This window comes from Microcoleus harperi Pol14_C6, assembly GCF_036701295.1.
Taxonomy (GTDB): Bacteria; Cyanobacteriota; Cyanobacteriia; order Cyanobacteriales; family Microcoleaceae; genus Microcoleus.
The window spans coordinates 20,655-39,655 of sequence record NZ_JAUBQN010000013.1 but is presented as its reverse complement, the minus strand read 5'-3'; the positions used below and the strand labels follow the sequence as shown (position 1 = coordinate 39,655).

Sequence of the window (19,001 nt, the reverse complement as noted above, 5' to 3'; positions counted from 1 at the left end):
GTCCCATTGCGCCGATCGTTCTGGGCAGTGCGATCTTAAGCGCCGATCGCTTGAGACCGCTCGCCCGCTCTGGGACAATTTAAATTAAGTTGCTGCAATTTACCAACTTTAGAATAAAGATAACTGTGCTTCTCTGAGTTCCTTGCCCATCAAAAAATTATTTATTCTACTAGCGACAATCTGACAGTAATCAGCCCTAATTTCAAATCCAATAACTTGTCGCTGCAAACCCAGAGACACAATTGCTGTAGTCCCGGAACCCATAAACGGATCTAAAACAATTTCCTTTAAATTAGATGCCGACTTGATGATGCGATCGACGAGCTCAGTCAAGCTCATGAAATATTGGGGAGAGATTTTGTTGACAAGATGCAATAATTATAGTAAATGAGTTTAGAAATATTGTCAAACTCATCTGGACTGGGGAATCGCCCTGTCGGAAACAAAAGGTTACAATCACAAATACATTCTATTTCCATAACATTACTGTTTATAGCTTGAACTCCTCAGTGCCAAATAACAACTCCTCAACTCAATCCTTTCAATTTGACTCGATCGACAGCGCCCTCGCAGACCTCAAAGCAGGTCGCCCCCTGGTAGTAGTCGATGACGAAAATCGCGAAAACGAAGGCGATGTGATTTGTGCTGCCCAATTCGCCACCCCCGACAACATCAATTTCATGGCCGTGAACGCGCGAGGCTTGATTTGTCTGGCCTTAAGTGGCGAAAGGCTCGATCGCCTGGAATTGCCCCTGATGGTCAGCAAAAATACTGACAACAACCAAACTGCCTTCACCGTCAGCATCGATGCAGTCAACGGCGTCAGTACCGGTATCTCGGCCGAAGACAGAGCCCGCACCATCCAAGTAGCCATCCACCCGGACACCAAACCTCAAGACTTGCGCCGTCCCGGTCACATTTTCCCCCTGCGGGCGATCGACGGTGGCGTCCTCAAACGCGCCGGTCACACCGAAGCTTCGGTTGACCTCGCCAGACTCGCCGGTCTTTATCCCAGCGGCGTCATCTGCGAAATTCAAAACCCCGATGGTTCGATGGCGAGGTTGCCGGAATTAATCGAGTACGCCAAAACCCACAACCTAAAAATAATCAGTATTGCTGACTTAATTAGCTACCGACTCAAGCACGATCGATTCGTCCGCCGCGAAACCGTCGCCAAATTGCCCACTCAATTCGGCGAGTTTATGATTTACGCCTACCGCGACACTCAAGACAACTCAGAACACGTTGCTATTGTCAAGGGCGACCCGGCAGAATTTAAAGACAAACCCGTGATGGTGCGGGTGCATTCCGAATGCCTGACCGGCGATGCTTTGGGTTCCCTGCGCTGCGACTGCCGGATGCAACTGCAAGCGGCACTGAAAATGATCGAAAATGTCGGTTCTGGCATCATCGTTTACTTGCGCCAAGAAGGTCGGGGTATTGGATTGGTAAATAAACTAAAAGCTTACTCGCTGCAAGATTTGGGATTGGATACTGTAGAAGCCAACGAACGGTTGGGATTTCCCGCCGACTTGCGGAACTACGGCGTCGGAGCGCAAATGCTCAACGATTTGGGAGTTAAAAAAATTCGGTTGATTACCAACAACCCGCGCAAAATTGCGGGTTTGAAAGGTTACGGGATTGAAGTAGCAGATCGCGTCCCCTTACTAATTGAAGCCACAGATTACAACTCGATCTATTTGGCAACAAAAGCCGAAAAACTCGGTCATATGTTACTGCAAACTTATTTAGTAACAGTGGCGATTCAGTGGAACGAAACGAAGGAAGAAGGTAGAAGCCAGAAAACAGAAGGAAAAGATGAAGATTCTGCCATTCAAAATCGGTACGAACACCTCGAAAAGCTGCGGCGTTTGGCGGCTAACCAGCACTTGCTGCTGCAAGAAGAAGCGCGGCCGGTGGGAATAGCCCTTTTCGGAGAAGGCTCCCTCATCGTTCATCTAGGCTTCGATCAAGCCGGACTCGCAGCCCCTGACTGGTACAAAGATCCAAACCATCCTTACGTCAGGGCGATCGGCAAAATTCTGGGCGAAATCAGCACTGAGCCGAATTTGCAAACATTAGAATTCATGGTTTCCTCCGGTGGAGATCCGCTCAAAACCCTGCAAGTCCAGCTCGATCGCGAGACATTCCTTTTGTCGGAATTAACCGGAATTTGCGATCGGCTCGAACCTCAAAAAATCTACAGTTTTGCTCCTCTTGCCTGAAGGCAGAAGGTAGAAGCCAACCCCCCCTACGCCAGCAGGGGGGAAGGCCGAAGCCAAGAAAAACTGTGAATTTCAGAAGAATACTTGTTGATACCAGCATCTTCCTTTCGTCAGAAAGCAGCCACCAATACAAACAGTGAATAACAATGTTGATTGCAGTCTAACAAGTCGATGTAGCGAACAATTGAGAGAGAAGCGTCGCTGCACATTTATATTATTAAGCAGTATTAATACTCATTAAATTATTCACTAGGACTTTTAGTTAATGTTAATTTTTTTAGACATTGATGGTGTACTTATTCCTGACAGAAGACATGAAACATCGAGTTTGCAAACAGATATAATGAAATTTAATTCAGTTTGCCTTAATCACTTTGAAAACGTCCTTCGTTCCTATCCTAATGCGCGAGTAGTAATTTCATCATCCTGGCGTGAAATATTCCCCTTCGAGGTAATCCCGCCATTATTTTCACCAGATATCGCTATCCGTATTATCGGATTCACCCCTTTTCTCAACCCCAAAAATATTCACCAACACAAATATTTACGACACCAGGAAGTTCTTGAGTATCTTCGACAAAATCAAGCAGAAAACTCACCTTGGGTAGCCATTGACGATATTCCAGAACACTATCCGCCAGATGCACCAGTTGTGGCTATTGATGATTACAATGGTTTTGACCAGAACTCAGCAAAGATACTTTCAGAATATCTAACTTGATTTCAAAGGTTAGACAAAAAGTATTGTAAAACTTCATTTAGTTTATAAGCAATTATAAACAATAATGGTATTATATTGTTGTGAGTGTTGAACAAGGAATACGCATAGCCCCAAGAACGGAAGTCTCAAATGCAACTAACAGAGAGGCACATCATTAAATCAACGGAATACCGTTTCGCCCAAATAGACGAACTAGCTTTCAAGTCCAAAAACCTCTACAATGCCGCCAATTACGTCATTCGTCAGAGCTTTATTTATGGATGGGGTTATGTCAGTTATAACGAAATGAACCGATTGATGAAGTCTCATGAAGCCTACAAGGCTTTGCCTGCCAAAGTAAGCCAGCAAATCTTAATGGTGTTAGACAAGAATTGGAAATCATTTTTTGAAGCAGTTAAAGCTTACAAGGCTGATTCTTCAAAATTCACAGGTCGCCCAAAATTGCCAAAGTACAAAGACAAAACCAAAGGGCGAAACCTTCTCGTCTACACGATTCAAGCGATTAGTAGTAAACAGTTGAAGAAAGGAATCATTAAACTTTCGGGTACTGAACTTTTAATCAAAACCAAAGTCGCTCCTGATAAGATTTCTCAAGTTAGGCTGGTTCCGAAATGTGATTCCTATGTAATTGAGGTAATTTATGATGAACCGGAGTCCACCCTTGGCAACGCAAATTCTGTAGCTAGTATTGATTTAGGACTAGATAATTTAGTGGCGTTAACTTCAAATCAACCGGGATTTATCCCTTTGTTGATCAACGGGCGACCATTGAAATCGATTAATCAGTTCTACAACAAACGCTCTTCACGATTACAATCCCAGTTAAAAGGGAACCGCAAAACTTCACCCAGGATTCAGCGCTTAACTCGTTGTCGCCATCAAAAAGTTGATAATTACTTGCATCATGCTAGTCGCCTGATTGTTGCGATTTTAAATACAAAACAAATTGAGACGCTAGTAATTGGCAAGAATGCACAGTGGAAAACTGAAATTAATCTAGGGAAGCAAACCAACCAAAACTTTGTTAGTATTCCTCACTCTCGATTAATTGAAATGTTGGAGTACAAAGCTCGGTTGGCGGGAATCAATGTAATTGTGCAGGAAGAATCCTACACATCGCGGGCCAACTTCGTGGGGCTAGACCCAATCCCTGTCTACGGGAAAACAGAAAAAGAGCCGATGTTTACTGGTAAGCGTATCAAGCGAGGTTTGTACAAAACATCGACTGGTCAGTTAATTAATTCTGATATCAACGCTTCCTACAACATCCTCAGAAAAGCAATCCCAAATGCGTTCAGCAATGGGATAGGGAGCTGCGTAGTTCAGCCGAGGCGGGTTAATCCGCTCAAAGTAAAAGTGAAGGGGGAGGGGCTTAAAGCCTCCCATGTCTATAAATGACTATACTTTTGCCAGCTATCGGAATAGAGAGGGTGAATTTGACATGGAAATGAACGTTGGTGACTTTCTGCACCGACTCGATCTCAGAGGACAAGCACTTAAAGGCACCAACCTTGGCGGTGCGGAACTCCGGGGGGCAAACCTCCGAGGCACGGATCTCCGAGAAACTAACCTCAGCGGCGCTACGCTCAGGTATGCAGACCTGATTGAAGCCGACCTCAGCGGCGCCAATCTCAGCGGGGCGGATTTAGCTGAATCATTTCTTAATTTAGCTAACCTCACGAGAGCCGATTTGACTGGTGCTGTCCTGCGAGAAGCTAATCTGGTAGGAGCCGAATTCACGGGCGCCAACCTCAAACAAGCAAGTTTGATCAAGGCTAATTTAGTTGGAGCCAATTTCCACGAAGCCAACTTAACCAGAGCCAACCTTAGCGGAGCAGATTTGCGCGGTTCTCAGTTGAGCGGAGCGATTTTAGACAAGGCGGTATACAACAACCGGACTATCTTTCCCGACGATATTGATCCGGGTGCACTGGGAGCATTTTTGCTAGCTCCCAATGCTTCGCTCCCTGGCTTAAATCTGGCTATGGTAGATTTGACCGAAGCCGATTTAAAAGGAGCCGATTTGCGGCGGACAAACTTATACAAAGCTATTTTATTTGGCGCAAAACTCGATCGGGCAAACTTAGCAGGAGCCAACCTCAGCGCAGCGGACTTGAGGGAAGCTAGTTTGAGCGGCACGATTTTGGAGAAAGCTGTTTACAGCAACAAAACATTGTTTTCAGAAGGCATTGACCCCGCTCTGGGCGGAGCTTATTTAATTGCTCCCAATGTATCGCTGCAAGGGGTAAACTTAACGGGAGCCGACTTAAACGGATCAGATTTAAGCGGAGCTAATTTGAGCGGTTCTAACTTAAGTTCGGTTAATCTCAAAAATGTAGACCTCAGCAGAGCTAGCTTAAAAAAAGCTTACCTCAAAGGTGCAAACTTAGAGCAAACAGATTTGAGAGGAGCCGATTTAAGTGGGGCAATTTTACACCAAGTAAACTTGAGTTCTGCTGACCTCCGGGGTGTAGACTTAACAAGGGCTGACCTCAGCGGCGCTAATTTAAGGGATGCCGATTTGAGGGAGACAGATTTCACGGGAGCTACTTTGCTGTTCGCTAACTTGAGCGGGGCCGACTTGAGAGGTGTAGACTTGACAAAAGCTGACCTCAGCGGCGCTAAGTTAACCGAAGCTGACCTCCGAAAAGCAGATTTGATGAGAGTAAATTTGGAGGGAGCAGATTTAACTGAGGCAGACTTGAGCGATGCTCATTTATTCCGAGTTAATCTCAGAGGTGCTAACCTGAAAGGTACTAACCTCAAAGGCGCAAGTTTAAAAGGGGTATTTTTGACCGACGCTTATTTGAGCGAAACGGATTTGACCGATATACATCTGAGTCCGAGTTATTTTGAATTGCCACTAGAATCGGAATGGTAATTAGTTGACTGTTAACAATCGAAAATCTAAAATCAAAACTCGCCCAGCGAAAACTGCTCGATTATTAACAATCTAAAATCTAAAATCTAAAATCTAAAATGGATCGACCGTTAGGCTCTGTTATTCAAGGTTCTCTGAGCAAGGGATTAGAAGTGCGACTGCACGCCGACGTTTCGGTGGAAGATATGAGGGTGGGGAAATTTCTAGTAGTGCGGGGGGTGCGATCGCACTTTTTCTGTATGCTCACCGACGTGTCTCTCGGAACTTCTAGCGCCCGCATTTTATCGAATCCTCCCAATCCCGACGACGATTTTCTTCTCGCAGTGCTAGCCGGTAGCAGCACCTACGGTACGATCGAACTGTCGCCGATGTTGATGTTGACTGCTGAAAGAGAAAAACAGCAGGCAATTTTCGACCCGACGAAAAACGGCCCAGTTCGCGAGAATAAGCTGGCGTTAGGAAATTTGGCTTCTTTTGAGTCACAAACCGGCGCGGATATTGAGTTGCTGCCTGTCAAAACTATTCCCAGCCACTTTTCGCAGGTGTTTGATGCCAAAGAAACTGATTTTCGGGCAGTTTTTGGCTGGGAAGATGACCCGTACCGCCGCAATTTTGCGATCGGCAAACCGATTGACATGGACGTTGCTGTGTGCTTGGATTTAGACCGATTTGTGGAACGCAGCAACGGCGTTTTTGGCAAGTCGGGAACGGGAAAATCTTTCCTGACGCGCTTGCTTCTATCGGGAATTATTCGCAAGCAAGCTGCTGTCAATCTAATTTTTGATATGCACTCGGAGTACGGGTGGGAAGCTGTTTCGGAAGGAAAACAGTTCAGCACTGTTAAAGGTTTGCGACAGTTGTTTCCCGATAAAATGCAGATTTATACCCTCGATCCAGAATCGACAAAACGCCGGGGAGTCCGCGACGCTCAAGAGTTATTTTTAAGTTTCGATCAAATTGAAGTGGAAGACATCGCGCTAGTGCAGCGCGAGCTAAATTTGTCGGAAGCTAGTATCGAAAATGCGATTATTTTGCGAAATGAGTTGGGAAGTGGTTGGATAAACAAGTTGCTGGAAATGAGCAACGAAGATATCCAAATGTTTTGCGAAGAAAAGCGGGGAAATAAGTCTTCGATTATGGCTTTGCAGCGAAAGTTAGAGAGATTGAATGATTTAACATACATTCGGAAACGCTGTCCAAAAAATTATGTAACTGAAGTTTTGCAGTGTTTGGATGCTGGGAAAAATGTAGTAATTGAGTTTGGTTCGCACTCTGATTTGCTGTCGTATATGTTGGCGGCAAACGTGATTACTCGTCGCATTCACGGATCTTACGTGCGAAAAGCTGAGAAGTTTTTGCAGAGTAAAAATCCGTGCGATCGCCCGCAGCCGTTGGTGATTACCATTGAAGAAGCTCACCGCTTTCTCGATCCGGCGATCGTGCGATCGACTATTTTCGGTACGATCGCCCGAGAAATGCGAAAATACTTTGTCACTCTGCTGATTGTAGACCAGCGTCCTTCCGGTATCGACGCCGAAGTCATGTCGCAAGTCGGAACGCGCATTACTGCTTTGCTAAACGATGATAAAGACATCGAGGCTATTTTTACCGGCGTTTCGGGAGGGCAGAGTTTGCGTTCAGTTTTGGCAAAACTCGACTCCAAACAGCAAGCATTAGTTTTGGGGCACGCCGTACCCATGCCCGTAGTCGTGCAAACTCGCCCCTATGACGAGCAATTCTACAGGGAAATCGGGGATATTGACTGGCAAGAAATGCCCGATGAACAAGTATTTGCCGAGGCAGAATCTGCTAAAATGGATTTGGGATTTTAGATTGACAACGGCTAGATTCATTACAGAACTTAGGCAAAGGTTACTGTAAATTAGTCGGGGCGCAGAATTGGCGATCGCTTGCAATTAGAGAAATATCAGATTTTTGCCTCAGTTATAAACGAAAAAGTGCGATCGAACCTCAAAAAAATTAGGCCCCAGCTTTCAGTCAGAAGCTTTTCCCCTTTCACCCCCTCACCCCTCATCCCTAACTACACAAAATTTGCATAAGCTTAAACATAATGGAGATGATGGAGCGTCGCAGGATAATGGAAGTCAAACAGGGCAACAGCCAGCCTTTATACACCTTGTCGTTACTCGTAGCCGAATTTAATTAGCATATTTAAGTAAAAATGTCAATAAATATTTTAAACAGTTACTCGCCTCTAATACGGCGATCGAGTTCGGTTATCTCGCATCCCACCATCTAGGCAGCGAGAAAATTTCAAGCGATGATGGAACAGAGAGCAAAACAAAGCCCTCGAATTGCATGAGTCTGTTTGCATGAGTATTGTGAAGTTGAGTGGCAGTTAAAACTAACAGGGAATTCAAAACCTTAAGGAAAAATGTAGAATCTTGACCTTAAGACAGAGGTTTTTACCCTTTACGATCCTCAAAATTGGGAATAATATTGAGAAAACTAAACTCTTGCTTCACTTCGCCTTGAACTAGCCGTTAAAGCTAGCGAGCTACCGAAAATCGACGGCGATTACTGGAAAATCCAGCACAAAAGTAATCCCAAACAAAAAGCTTCTACCGATCCTCACCGATAAACAGGAGGGAAAACATCCCCCTTGTCGCAGTCTTTATCCCACTTGTAAAAGTGGGACAGGGTATCACCAACTTTTTATCTGTTGTTACAAGGAGTGCAATACTCACCCATGTCCACCACAACCCCCAAAAACAAAACAGTGAAAGCCGATCGCATGGGCAGCCGGCCATACTCCTCAACGGATACGGTTCGTACCTATCTGCACGAGATCGGTCGCGTACCCCTGCTAACCCGAGAAGAAGAAATTGTTTTCGGGAAGCAGGTGCAGCAAATGATGAAATTAATCGAAGCAAAACAAGCACTTGCTAAAGAATGGCAGCGGGATCTGACGAATCAAGAGTGGGCTGCCGAAATGGAGTTGACCGAACCTGAACTTAGCCGCATCTTACACATAGGGCGGCGGGCCAAGCAAAAGATGATTGAAGCGAATTTGCGGCTAGTAGTGGCGATCGCCAAAAAATACCAGAAACGCAATATGGAATTCTTGGATTTAATTCAAGAAGGCACCCTCGGTTTAGAACGAGGAGTCGAAAAATTTGACCCGATGCGGGGATACAAATTTTCTACCTATGCCTACTGGTGGATTCGACAAGCAATTACCCGCGCGATCGCCCAACACGCCCGCACAATTCGATTGCCAATTCACATCACCGAAAAACTCAACAAAATCAAAAAAGTGCAGCGGGAACTCACGCAGCAGTTGGGCCGGTCTCCCTCCCCAGGGGAAATTGCCGCCGCCTTGGAACTGCACCCTTCCCAAATTCGGGAATACCTGCTGATGGCAAGACATCCAGTTTCTTTGGACTTGCGGGTAGGAGACAACCAAGATACCGAACTGCAAGAACTCTTAGAAGACGAAACTGCATCTCCCGACAACTACATTACCTCGGAGTTGCTGCGGCAAGACCTCGATACTTTGATATCAGAACTGACCCCCCAGCAGCGAGATGTAATAATTCTGCGCTTCGGTTTGGAGGACGGCACAGAAATGTCTCTGGCAAAAGTCGGAGAACGGTTAAATCTCAGCCGGGAACGGGTGCGGCAGCTAGAACATCAAGCCCTTGCCCACCTGCGGCGCCGCCAATCTCAAGTTCGAGAATACTTGGCTAGTTAGTAACTAAAAAAAGTTGAGATTTTGGAAAATCTCAACTTTTTTTATGTCTATACCAGTTAAAAAAAAGTGTTAATGTATGCCAGCGATTCAAACCATTAGGCAATAGGTCATTCCCAATTACTGCATTTTTTAATCTCAAACAGGACTGACGCACTATCGAAGTTAAATCAAGGGTTTGAGATTGGTTCACTAAGTTGTCTTCGGCGGACAGAAAATCCTAGTATATGCGTCCAAGACTATAAAACTTAAAATCTAAAATGGTATTATTGGACGGGTGGATTTCCCAATCAGGGTGGACGCAAAATTTATCACAACTAATCTTAGATTAAAGTTCAGGCATCGGGCGGGCGATCGTTCCTTCAAGTTAATAGCCAACATTAAGCAAAATACCCGGTTTCTCTACAATCTTTGTGAAACTGGTATAAGAGGCGTTTGGAACCAGCTATTTTAAATTTTGGGGTCTGGAGTGGTTTTGACTTATTTGATATTGACACGAAGTTTAGAAGCGATCGCGATCGTGCTTGCTCTCTGGCCCGGTAACTTGAGCATCGCATTCCCCGCACGCCGGGCACACGACTCGGACATCAAATCCGGCGTTTTAAGCTCGCAATCTCCGCCAAATCCTGAGCCAGATACAGCTAGCACAGGTTTAGCAGATGGCATTTACCTCTACGGCCAGTCGAGCAAGCCAGAGGAAATTAAACAAGAATATTTTGTATTTGAAATGCGGCAGAGTAAGGTAATCGGCGCTTTTTACCTGCCTCGGTCTGCTTTTTACTGTTTTTACGGCACAAGCGCTCGAACTCAGTTAAATTTAATAGTAGTGGACAGTTACGACGGCAGTCGCTCTCCCTACTCCGTAAACCTGCAACAATATTACTCAATTTCCACCATCAGCGACAACGATCGGCGCATCTTGGGTATTTGCAAAGAATCTCACAAACAGCAGGTGTGGGAAAAGTAGGAAACACGCGCTGCGCCACCAGTCAATCGATTTTAGATTTTAGATTTTAGATTTTAGATTTGAAGAAAGCAACCCCACTGATACATCGGGAGCTCCCGGACCAAATTGCTTTCGGTCAGGGTTCAGGAAACAGTAGTAAAATTGCTCCTGAGTTGAGAATTTCGGACGGACACCACACACATGGCAAGATGAAACTGCGTCGGAAAACACTATCGATCATTGGCATTACCATCGCTGGATTGACTGGCATTCTGTATGTCGCCTCATCCAGCATCCTCTTGGGCAGCATGATCAAAGCAGAGGAACAAGAAGCCACACAGGTTGTCAAGGGAGTGCTCAGCGTGTTCGGGCAAACCGCAGACGAATTCAACTCGCGCTTTGCCGACTGGTCGTCCTGGGACGACACCTACACTTTCATCCAAAACCGCAACTCAGAATACATTGCCTCCAATTTAATTCCAGAAGGGCTGGCTAATATAAGAGTTAATATAGCCATTTTTGTCAATACTTCTGGCAAAATAGTTTACGCTACGGGTTTAGACAGCGAAAAGCTGAAACTAACGCCTGTTCCAGAAGCATTAAAACGGCGTATTTCTCTCAGTGACCCGCTGTTGCAGCACCCTAACACCAAAAGCAGCCTCGCTGGTATCCTGTTGCTGCCGTCAGGGCCGATACTGATTACTTCCCGGCCTATTCTCACCACTAAAAGCACCGGCCCGATCCGAGGTACGCTGATATTCGGGCGCAATTTGGATGCTGGAGGCATTGCGAAGGTTTCTAAAATTACTCGTTTGCCGCTAATCGTACACAGCGTGAATGAGGCTAATTTGCCTGCTGACTTTCAGCAAATGCGGGAGAAACTGTCGGAAAAAAAACCGATTTTGGTGCGTCCTTTAAGCGAAGAGTCGATCGCGGGTTACACTTTGATCCGGGATATTTACAACCAACCTGCGCTGCTATTGCGGGTGGATATCCCCAGAGAAATATATCGGCAAGGTCAAATTAGTTTACTGTACCTGCTGGGGTCTGTAGCGCTAGCGGGAGTTGGGTTGGTCGGCTGCACTCTGCTGCTGCTAGAGCGTCTGGTGCTGTCTCGGTTGAGCGGTTTGGCGAAAGCAGTCAACCACGTCAGCAGCAGCCAAGACCTCTCGGTGCGACTACCTGTGACGGGTGAAGACGAGTTGTCCGACCTTGCCCATACTATCAACGGAATGTTGAGTGCGATCGCCCAAGCCGAAAGCGAACAACTTGAGGAAAAAGCTCGATACCGAGCCGTAGTTGAGCAAGCTACAGATTGTATTTTTCTATGGGACGCTCAAACCAAACGCCTTTTGGAAGCCAATACAGCATTTAGAGACCTCCTCGATTACAATCTTGAGGCGATTTCGCAACTAACTATTTACGATATCATCGCTTACTCTAAAGACCTAATTGACAACAATATCGAGTTGCTGCTGACGGACAAACAATTCAGAATTGGCGAAGTTCTCTACCGCCGCCGAGACGGTTCCTGCGTGGACGTGGAAGTGAGCGGGAGCGTGATTTCCTACGGCGGCCGCGAGATTATTTGCACGGTTGTCCGCGACATTACCGAGCGCAAACAAGCCGAAGCAGAACTGCGAGCCTCGGAAGAACGCTACAGACTTTTGTTTAAAAATAACCCCCATCCGATGTGGGTTTACGATTTAGAAACTCTGGAATTTATAGCCGTAAATCAGGCTGCTGTCCAACACTACGGCTACACTCGCGACGAATTTCTCAACATGACCGTTGCGGACATTCGCCCCCCCCAAGAGCTGCCGAGATTGCTAGAAAATTTCTCCCAAGTAGATGCCGGTATTGAGTTTGCAGGTGTGTGGCAGCACAAGAAAAAAGACGGAACAATTATTGATGTTGAAATTACTTCTTATGCCATGCTATTTGATAGCAGAAATGCTGAATTAGTGCTGGCTCTCGACGTGACCAACCGCTTGCAAGCCGAGGCAGAACTATACAAGGCAAAGGAAGCGGCAGAATCAGCTAATTTGGCTAAAAGTCAGTTTTTGGCTAACATGAGCCACGAACTGCGAACTCCTCTGAATGCGATTATCGGTTACAGCGAGATTCTGCAAGAAGAGGCTTTAGATTTGGGCGAAGAAAATTTTGTATCGGATTTGGAGAGAATTCACAATTCAGGCCAGCTTTTACTTTCCTTAATTAATGATATTCTGGACTTGTCGAAGATTGAAGCCGGTCACGCGGAACTTGAATTAGAAACTTTTGACGTGTCGGAGGCAGTTCAAGATGTAGCCAGAACAGTTGAACCGCTATTTTTACGAAACACTAATCGCCTGAATGTGGAGTGTCCTAATAATATTGGCGAATTGTATTCCGATCAAATTAAGTTTACTCAAATTTTATTTAATTTGCTCAGCAATGCAGCTAAGTTTACTCATAAAGGGACAATTACACTCAGCGTTGAAAAAATTAAAAATGACGAGAATAGTTGGAATTTAGAAGAATTAATTATTAAGTGTACGGATACGGGAATTGGGATTACTCCTGAACAGCTACAAAAGTTATTTCAACCTTTTACGCAAGCTGATGCTTCGACTACCCGCAAGTACGGAGGTACGGGTTTGGGTTTGGCAATAGCGCAGAAATACTCTCAGATGCTGGGGGGAGAAATTACTGTGAGTAGCGAGTTTGGCAAGGGGTCAACTTTTACTTTAACGTTGCCAGCGTAGGATATATTTAAGATTTTAGATGTGAGAGGGGTGCAAAAGTCCTGACTGCAAAAAACATTAATACTCAATACCTGGTTGAGCTTTAATACCTTGTTCTCGGAATGGATGCTTAACTAATGTCATTTCTGTCACCAAATCGGCTCGTTCAATTAGTGCATCTGGCGCGCCTCTGCCTGTTAAAATAAGGTGGGTTTGTTCTGGTTTTTTTTCTAACCCGGAGATTACTTGCTCTACGCGCAAATAACCTAGTTTTAATGCTATATTAACTTCATCTAGAAGAACTAATTTAAATTCGGGATTGCAGATGAAAGTTAGGGATTTTTCCCACGCTTTTTGAGCTGTTTCAATATCTCGATTGCGGTCTTGCGTGTCCCAGGTAAAGCCTTCCCCCATTGCGTGGAATTCTAACTGTTTTTCCCAGAGTTGAAAAACGGCTTTTTCTGCAGGTTCCCAAGCTCCCTTGATAAATTGTACTATAGCGACGCGGTATCCGTGACCGAGCGATCGCACAACCATTCCCAAAGCGGCTGTGGTTTTGCCTTTCCCGTTCCCGGTATTGACTATAATTAAACCTTTTTCTTTTGAGGAGTTAGCGATTCGCTGCGCCTGTACTTCTTGGCGGCGCTGCATTTTCTGTTTGTGTTGTTCGGCTGTTAAGCCAGTGGTTTCTATATTGGTTTCCATAGTATTTTTTAACCGCAGATGGACGAGAAAGATGAACGCAAATAAACGCTGATAGATGCAATATGTCTAGTTATTGCCACAGTGTTTTCAAGTTTAGCACGAAACCTGGCAAAATATCTTCTCCTGAAAGTTCTGTCGGACACTCCAAAACTTCTATTTCTTGTCCTTGGCGATAGATTTCGACTCTCCGGGTTTTGCGGTTGATTAACCAGCCGAGTTTTACTTGATTATTCATGTATTCTTGCATTTTGTCTTGGGTATCTTTTAAACTGTCGGTTGGCGACATTAACTCTAAGACAAAATCTGGGGCGATGGGAGGGAATTTTTGTTTTTGTTCGGGAGTAAGTGCGTCCCATCTTTCCTTTTTTATCCAAGAGACATTGGGAGAACGATTGGCACCGCTGGGCAGTTGGAAGCAAGTTGAAGAGTCGAAACAAATTCCCAGTTGAGTTTGTCTGTTCCAAATCACAAAGTCAGCATTAATTTCTGAGTTGTAATTTCCAGTTTCTCCTCCTGTGGGTGGCATAACGATTATTTCTCCTTTGGCATTGCGTTCAAATTTGAGATCGGGATTTTCGCGACACAATTGATAAAATTGGTCGTCGGTTAGTTTAACTATGGAGTTGAAGTTGATGGTAACTGCTATCATGGTATTTTATCAGGATGCGTTGGGATTTTAAAGCCACATAATGTATCTGAATGCGGATAAATGCCGAGCGATGCAGAGGCGGTAAATATTATTGATGTGGGAAGGTAAGGAGGATTTAAATCGTAGTTTTTGGTAGGCATTTGTGATATCATTATATCACCTACTTATAACTAGCTCTCTATAGTTTTATAAAAAGTTTTTTGGAGAAAACACTTACACACATACCAATAATAAAATGCAATGTTAATTTCACTAAACAATTTAGGTACTCCCTCTAGTAAACTGGAGAATATCTTGTTTTTTAAATGCAGGGAATCTACGCCGATCGCAAAAAACAACAAGCCCAAACCCGCTAACAGTATTTGGTAGGGAGTCAACTGTAGTTCTCGCCGAAAAAACCATCCGTAGGAAGACAAAACAAGGGCGTACAAAAGACTTACTCCTAGCTTGGAAATTCCCAATGCTATCATATATATATGAATTCTGTAAATTTCATTGAGTAAAAATCCACCTGTTAACAAAGCCGAAAAAAGAATAAATCGATTTTCTGAAGTACGCGGTTGAATGGTTCGAGCTAATTTATAGGTAAAACAACAAACAATGACTGGTACAGAACATAAAATTTGGAATGTTCGAGTTAACAAGGCGGCATTGGGATTGGGGGAAAAATAAGGGTGAAAGAATAAATCGCTGACTTTTAAGCCGGAAAGTTGAGTTAAAATTATCAGCAGCACCACTAGGAAGAAGGATAAAAAATTTAGTCTGACTACAAAGCGAGAAATAGTCATAAGCAATTAATACCAAAAATTAGGTTTACTGTCCAAATACAAAAAAATTATATCACCAATATCTCTGGAGATTTTGCTAAACTTAATCAGGAGTGTAATCAAAACAAGGAGACAGTCATGCTGTCAGTGAAAGAAGCAGAATCGATCGTTCTAAATTTGGCGCATCCCCTCGACAGTCAGCGGGATGTAGAAACTGTAGACTTGCTGGCAGCATCGGGGCGCATTTTGGCAGCAGCCGTCACTGGTTCCCTGGATTTTCCTTATTGGGACAATTCAGCAATGGATGGGTACGCGGTGCGGTTTGCTGATGTGGAAAACTGTAGCGCCGAAAAACCAGCGGTACTCGAAGTAGTTGAAGAGATTCCAGCCGGATATCAGCCTCAAAATACCGTCCAATCGGGGCAAGCGGCGCGAATTTTTACGGGTGGGGTGATGCCTGCGGGTGCTGATACGGTTGTAATGCAGGAAGAAACAAGGCGTGAGGGCGATCGTATTTTTATCTTACTTTCTCCTGAAAAACCGCAAGCATTTGTCAGGCACAAAGGCGCTTTTTATCAAGCAGGAACAACTTTGCTAACTCCCGGTACAGTTATCAACGCCGCAGAAATGGCGGTGTTAGCAACTGCCCAGTGCATTCAAGTTCCTGTTTATCGGCGGCTGCGGGTGGCTATTTTTTCTACGGGTGACGAATTGGTATCGCCAGACGAACCTTTGGCACCGGGGAAACTGGTAGACTCGAATCAGTATGCTTTGACAGTTTTGTTGGCGCAAATGGGATTTGAACCGATTCGATTGGGGATTGTTCCTGATAATGAAGAGGCGTTAAATAAGGCGATGTCGGGGGCTGTGGCGACGGCGGATGTGGTGCTTTCTACGGGGGGCGTATCGGTAGGAGACTACGATTATGTCGAGAAAATTTTGGCAGATTTGGGAGGCCAAGTTCACATTAGTTCTGTGGCGATTAAACCGGGTAAACCTTTAACGGTTGCTGCGTTTAAACGAGGTGAAAAAAATGATGAGTCGCCGAGTTTGAGTTCGGATTGTCTCTATTTTGGTTTGCCGGGAAATCCGGTTTCGGCTTTAGTATGCTGTTGGCGTTTTGTTGTGCCTGCTTTGAGAAAGATGTCTGGGCTTGCCCCTGATGCTTGGGGGCCGGAGTTTGTCAAAGCTAGGTGTAATGCTGAATTGCGATCGCCTGGCCGACGCGAAACTTATATTTGGGGTAAACTGCATTTAGTTGCCGGAGTCTGGGAATTTGAACCTGCTAGCGGCAGCCAAAATTCAGCGAATTTAATTAATCTCGCCAATACAAGTGGTTTAGCCGTTTTGCCACCAGTGGAAACCGGGATTTTACCAGGCGAATTGGTTGAAGTCTTAAAAGTTAGTCATTAGTTAGTTGTTATTGGTTCGGTATAAGTTCATGTAAAATATTAACAACTAAGTAATCTTCGTTCTTCCTTCTTCCTGACATCCGTTACACAATCCGTTGCCGAACTTTCTTCGTATTATGAAAATTTTAATTGTTGAAGATGACCCGATGATGCAACTGGGATTAGAGCAAGTTTTAGCCGATTCCCCAGAAATAGAAATAGTAGGACAAGCAGAAGACGGCTATTTAGGCGTAGCAGCAGCACTGAAACTCAAACCTGATATTATTGTGATGGATATCGGTTTGCCACGGCTCGACGGCATAGCCGCGACGCAGCAAATTAAAGCACAACTGCCAGAAGTTCGAGTAGTAATGTTAACTTCTCACACGGCAGAAACTGAAATTATTGCCGCCCTTTCTAGTGGGGCTGATGCTTATTGTATTAAAGGTGCTTCTGTAGATAGGCTGTTAGCAGCGATTGCAGCCGCAGCAGAGGGAGCTACATATCTTGACCCTCAAATTGCCCGGACTGTCATCGAACACCTCAAACCCCCGATACCTGCCTCTACAACTACTTTTGGTCAGTTGTCACAGCGGGAATTGGAGGTGTTAAAATTAATGGTGGAAGGTAACAGCAATCCGGAGATAGCAGCGGCACTTTACTTGAGTCCAAATACTATTAAAACTCACGTTCGCGGTATTATGAATAAGTTGGCAGTGGATGACCGCGTGCAAGCAGCCGTTGTAGCGCTGAGAACTGGATTGGTGTAAAGAAGGAAGAAGGAAGAAGGAAGAAGGAAGAAGGAAGAAGGAAGAAAAATAATTCAACGTTTTTCAGTTACTAATTCGCAATTTCCAATTCGCAATTAGCAATGCCCAATGCCCCATGCCCGATGCCCCATGCCCGATGCCCAATTCCCAATGCCCAATGCCCAATGCCCCATGCCCCATGCCCAATTCCCAATTCCCAAAAAGTTTATGTCTGAGTGGATAGAAATCGGTAAAATTGTAGCAGCTCAAGGTTTGGACGGGGAAGTGCGAGTCTATCCCGATTCTGATTTCCCGGAAAGGTTTATCGAACCGGGGAAGCGGTGGATTTTGCGCCCTAACAAAAGTGAACCGGAACCGATCGAGTTTTTGGGCGGTCGCTACATTCCGGGTAAAGGGTTATATGCTGTAGAGGTAGAGGGTGTGGAAGACCGCGATAGTGCTGAGGCGCTGCGGGGCTGCAAGTTGTTTGTTGAAAAGACCGATCGACCTTACCTCGAGTCTGATGAGTTTTACGTCCAAGATTTGATCGGTATGGAAGTTTTTAACCAGTTAACCGGGGAAATCCTAGGCAAGGTAAGTGATATTATTCCCGCAGGTAACGACCTTTTAGAAGTAGAAACAAATCTAACTGCGCCGGCAACTGTCGCGGCAGAATTAGAAAAGCCAAAACAGCCTGAAACTCCCAAAGCAAACGCTGACCCCAGAAATACCCGCAAACCACGGAAAATTCGCGTTAAAGAGCCTAAATCCACAAAAATATTGATTCCTTTTGTGGAAGAGATTGTGCCAGTTGTTGACTTAGAACAAGGCAGAATTGAAATTGTGCCTCCTCCTGGTTTGTTGGAATAATATCATGTCCGGTCGAGCGACCGGACATGATATTAGTTATTAACAATTCCCAATCTCCGATTCCCAATTTCCAATATTAATCATTTCCTTTATTTGTGTACCGCACTATCAAGTAACTGATGGAAAGCGCGAAAATTGCAATCGCCAAACCAATCAAGTCGGCTGCTGTTTTCTTTTCTAGGTCAAGAATGATGATTTTTCGAGATACTGCTATCAAAGAAGTTACAATAACTAGCTCTACTTGAATTACGTGCTTTTTCAGATAAGCTGTAATATTTTCCAATATTTCTAGAGCAATTAAAACATTTAAAAACAACCCAAATATGACAAATAACGTGTCTTTTAACAAATTATCACTGTGGTTTACCAATTCTTTTGCTAAAAAAATCAGCAAATCGCAAACGCTGAGGAGAATTACCCAAATCATCGCGAGTGATAAAATTTTCGATATTATTACTTCTACACTTTCTGTAAAATGCAGAAATTGTTCCTCACTCCCTAACTTGGCAATTTGCCTAAATATTTTTTTCAGCATACCAGTGATTTAATCATCATTCTTGATGATTCTGTCATTGTTCGGTACACTTTGCAAGCGCAAAACTCGGTGAGTGTTTGGTTTCACGGCGGCAACCGGTTGCTGGGGAAGGAGGCTCTCTGGG

16 protein-coding genes are annotated in these 19,001 nt (G+C 44.7%); 11 read left to right on the top strand and 5 right to left on the bottom strand.

Annotated features, from left to right (window positions below):
• Nucleotides 1-108: 108 nt before the first annotated feature.
• The gene (locus QUA27_RS11645; RefSeq protein WP_333068123.1) at nt 109-339 is read right to left on the bottom strand and encodes a DNA methyltransferase; all 231 of its coding nucleotides are present in this window, start codon (nt 337-339) and stop codon (nt 109-111) included.
• Nucleotides 340-509: 170 nt separating this feature from the next.
• On the opposite strand from QUA27_RS11645, the gene ribBA reads away from it, so the two are divergent.
• The 8 genes from ribBA (at nt 510) to QUA27_RS11605 (ending at nt 13,232) form a co-directional block, all read left to right on the top strand.
• The gene (ribBA, locus tag QUA27_RS11640) at nt 510-2,225 is read left to right on the top strand and encodes a bifunctional 3,4-dihydroxy-2-butanone-4-phosphate synthase/GTP cyclohydrolase II (RefSeq protein WP_333068122.1); all 1,716 of its coding nucleotides are present in this window, start codon (nt 510-512) and stop codon (nt 2,223-2,225) included.
• Between the two features lie 265 nt (nt 2,226-2,490).
• Nucleotides 2,491-2,946 carry an HAD domain-containing protein gene (locus QUA27_RS11635; RefSeq protein ID WP_333068121.1) on the top strand — a complete coding sequence of 152 codons (456 nt, stop codon included), beginning with the start codon at nt 2,491-2,493 and terminating at the stop codon, nt 2,944-2,946.
• A 129-nt stretch (nt 2,947-3,075) separates the two neighbouring features.
• Entirely contained in the window at nt 3,076-4,344 is a 1,269-nt protein-coding gene (locus QUA27_RS11630) for an RNA-guided endonuclease InsQ/TnpB family protein (protein WP_333068120.1), read from the top strand.
• A gap of 43 nt (nt 4,345-4,387) precedes the next feature.
• Nucleotides 4,388-5,827, top strand: coding sequence for a pentapeptide repeat-containing protein (locus QUA27_RS11625; protein ID WP_333068194.1), 1,440 nt, complete (start codon nt 4,388-4,390; stop codon nt 5,825-5,827).
• Between the two features lie 98 nt (nt 5,828-5,925).
• On the top strand, nt 5,926-7,659 hold the full coding sequence (locus QUA27_RS11620; RefSeq protein WP_333068119.1) for a helicase HerA domain-containing protein: 1,734 nt from the start codon (nt 5,926-5,928) through the stop codon (nt 7,657-7,659).
• An 878-nt stretch (nt 7,660-8,537) separates the two neighbouring features.
• Nucleotides 8,538-9,542, top strand: a complete 1,005-nt coding sequence (locus tag QUA27_RS11615) for an RNA polymerase sigma factor, RpoD/SigA family (protein ID WP_333068118.1) — start codon at nt 8,538-8,540, stop codon at nt 9,540-9,542.
• Nucleotides 9,543-10,023: 481 nt separating this feature from the next.
• A complete protein-coding gene (locus QUA27_RS11610; protein ID WP_333068116.1) occupies nt 10,024-10,506 on the top strand; it encodes a hypothetical protein in 483 nt (160 codons plus the stop codon).
• 188 nt (nt 10,507-10,694) lie between these two features.
• Entirely contained in the window at nt 10,695-13,232 is a 2,538-nt protein-coding gene (locus tag QUA27_RS11605; protein ID WP_333068115.1) for a CHASE4 domain-containing protein, read from the top strand.
• A gap of 57 nt (nt 13,233-13,289) precedes the next feature.
• Here the strand turns inward: QUA27_RS11605 and cobO are convergent, their stop codons facing one another.
• The 3 genes from cobO to QUA27_RS11590 form a co-directional block, all read right to left on the bottom strand.
• Entirely contained in the window at nt 13,290-13,916 is a 627-nt protein-coding gene (cobO, locus tag QUA27_RS11600) for a cob(I)yrinic acid a,c-diamide adenosyltransferase (RefSeq protein WP_333068114.1), read from the bottom strand.
• A gap of 70 nt (nt 13,917-13,986) precedes the next feature.
• Nucleotides 13,987-14,565 carry a Uma2 family endonuclease gene (locus QUA27_RS11595; protein WP_333068113.1) on the bottom strand — a complete coding sequence of 193 codons (579 nt, stop codon included), beginning with the start codon at nt 14,563-14,565 and terminating at the stop codon, nt 13,987-13,989.
• Nucleotides 14,566-14,735: 170 nt separating this feature from the next.
• Nucleotides 14,736-15,353 carry a DUF8692 domain-containing protein gene (locus QUA27_RS11590; protein ID WP_333068111.1) on the bottom strand — a complete coding sequence of 206 codons (618 nt, stop codon included), beginning with the start codon at nt 15,351-15,353 and terminating at the stop codon, nt 14,736-14,738.
• A gap of 117 nt (nt 15,354-15,470) precedes the next feature.
• On the opposite strand from QUA27_RS11590, the gene QUA27_RS11585 reads away from it, so the two are divergent.
• The 3 genes from QUA27_RS11585 (at nt 15,471) to rimM (ending at nt 18,342) form a co-directional block, all read left to right on the top strand.
• A complete protein-coding gene (locus QUA27_RS11585) occupies nt 15,471-16,745 on the top strand; it encodes a molybdopterin molybdotransferase MoeA (protein ID WP_333068109.1) in 1,275 nt (424 codons plus the stop codon).
• Between the two features lie 115 nt (nt 16,746-16,860).
• On the top strand, nt 16,861-17,493 hold the full coding sequence (locus tag QUA27_RS11580; protein WP_015179099.1) for a response regulator: 633 nt from the start codon (nt 16,861-16,863) through the stop codon (nt 17,491-17,493).
• A 207-nt stretch (nt 17,494-17,700) separates the two neighbouring features.
• Nucleotides 17,701-18,342, top strand: coding sequence for a ribosome maturation factor RimM (gene rimM / locus QUA27_RS11575; protein ID WP_333068193.1), 642 nt, complete (start codon nt 17,701-17,703; stop codon nt 18,340-18,342).
• 76 nt (nt 18,343-18,418) lie between these two features.
• Here the strand turns inward: rimM and QUA27_RS11570 are convergent, their stop codons facing one another.
• Nucleotides 18,419-18,877, bottom strand: coding sequence for a phosphate-starvation-inducible PsiE family protein (locus QUA27_RS11570; protein ID WP_333068107.1), 459 nt, complete (start codon nt 18,875-18,877; stop codon nt 18,419-18,421).
• Nucleotides 18,878-19,001 lie beyond the last annotated feature (124 nt).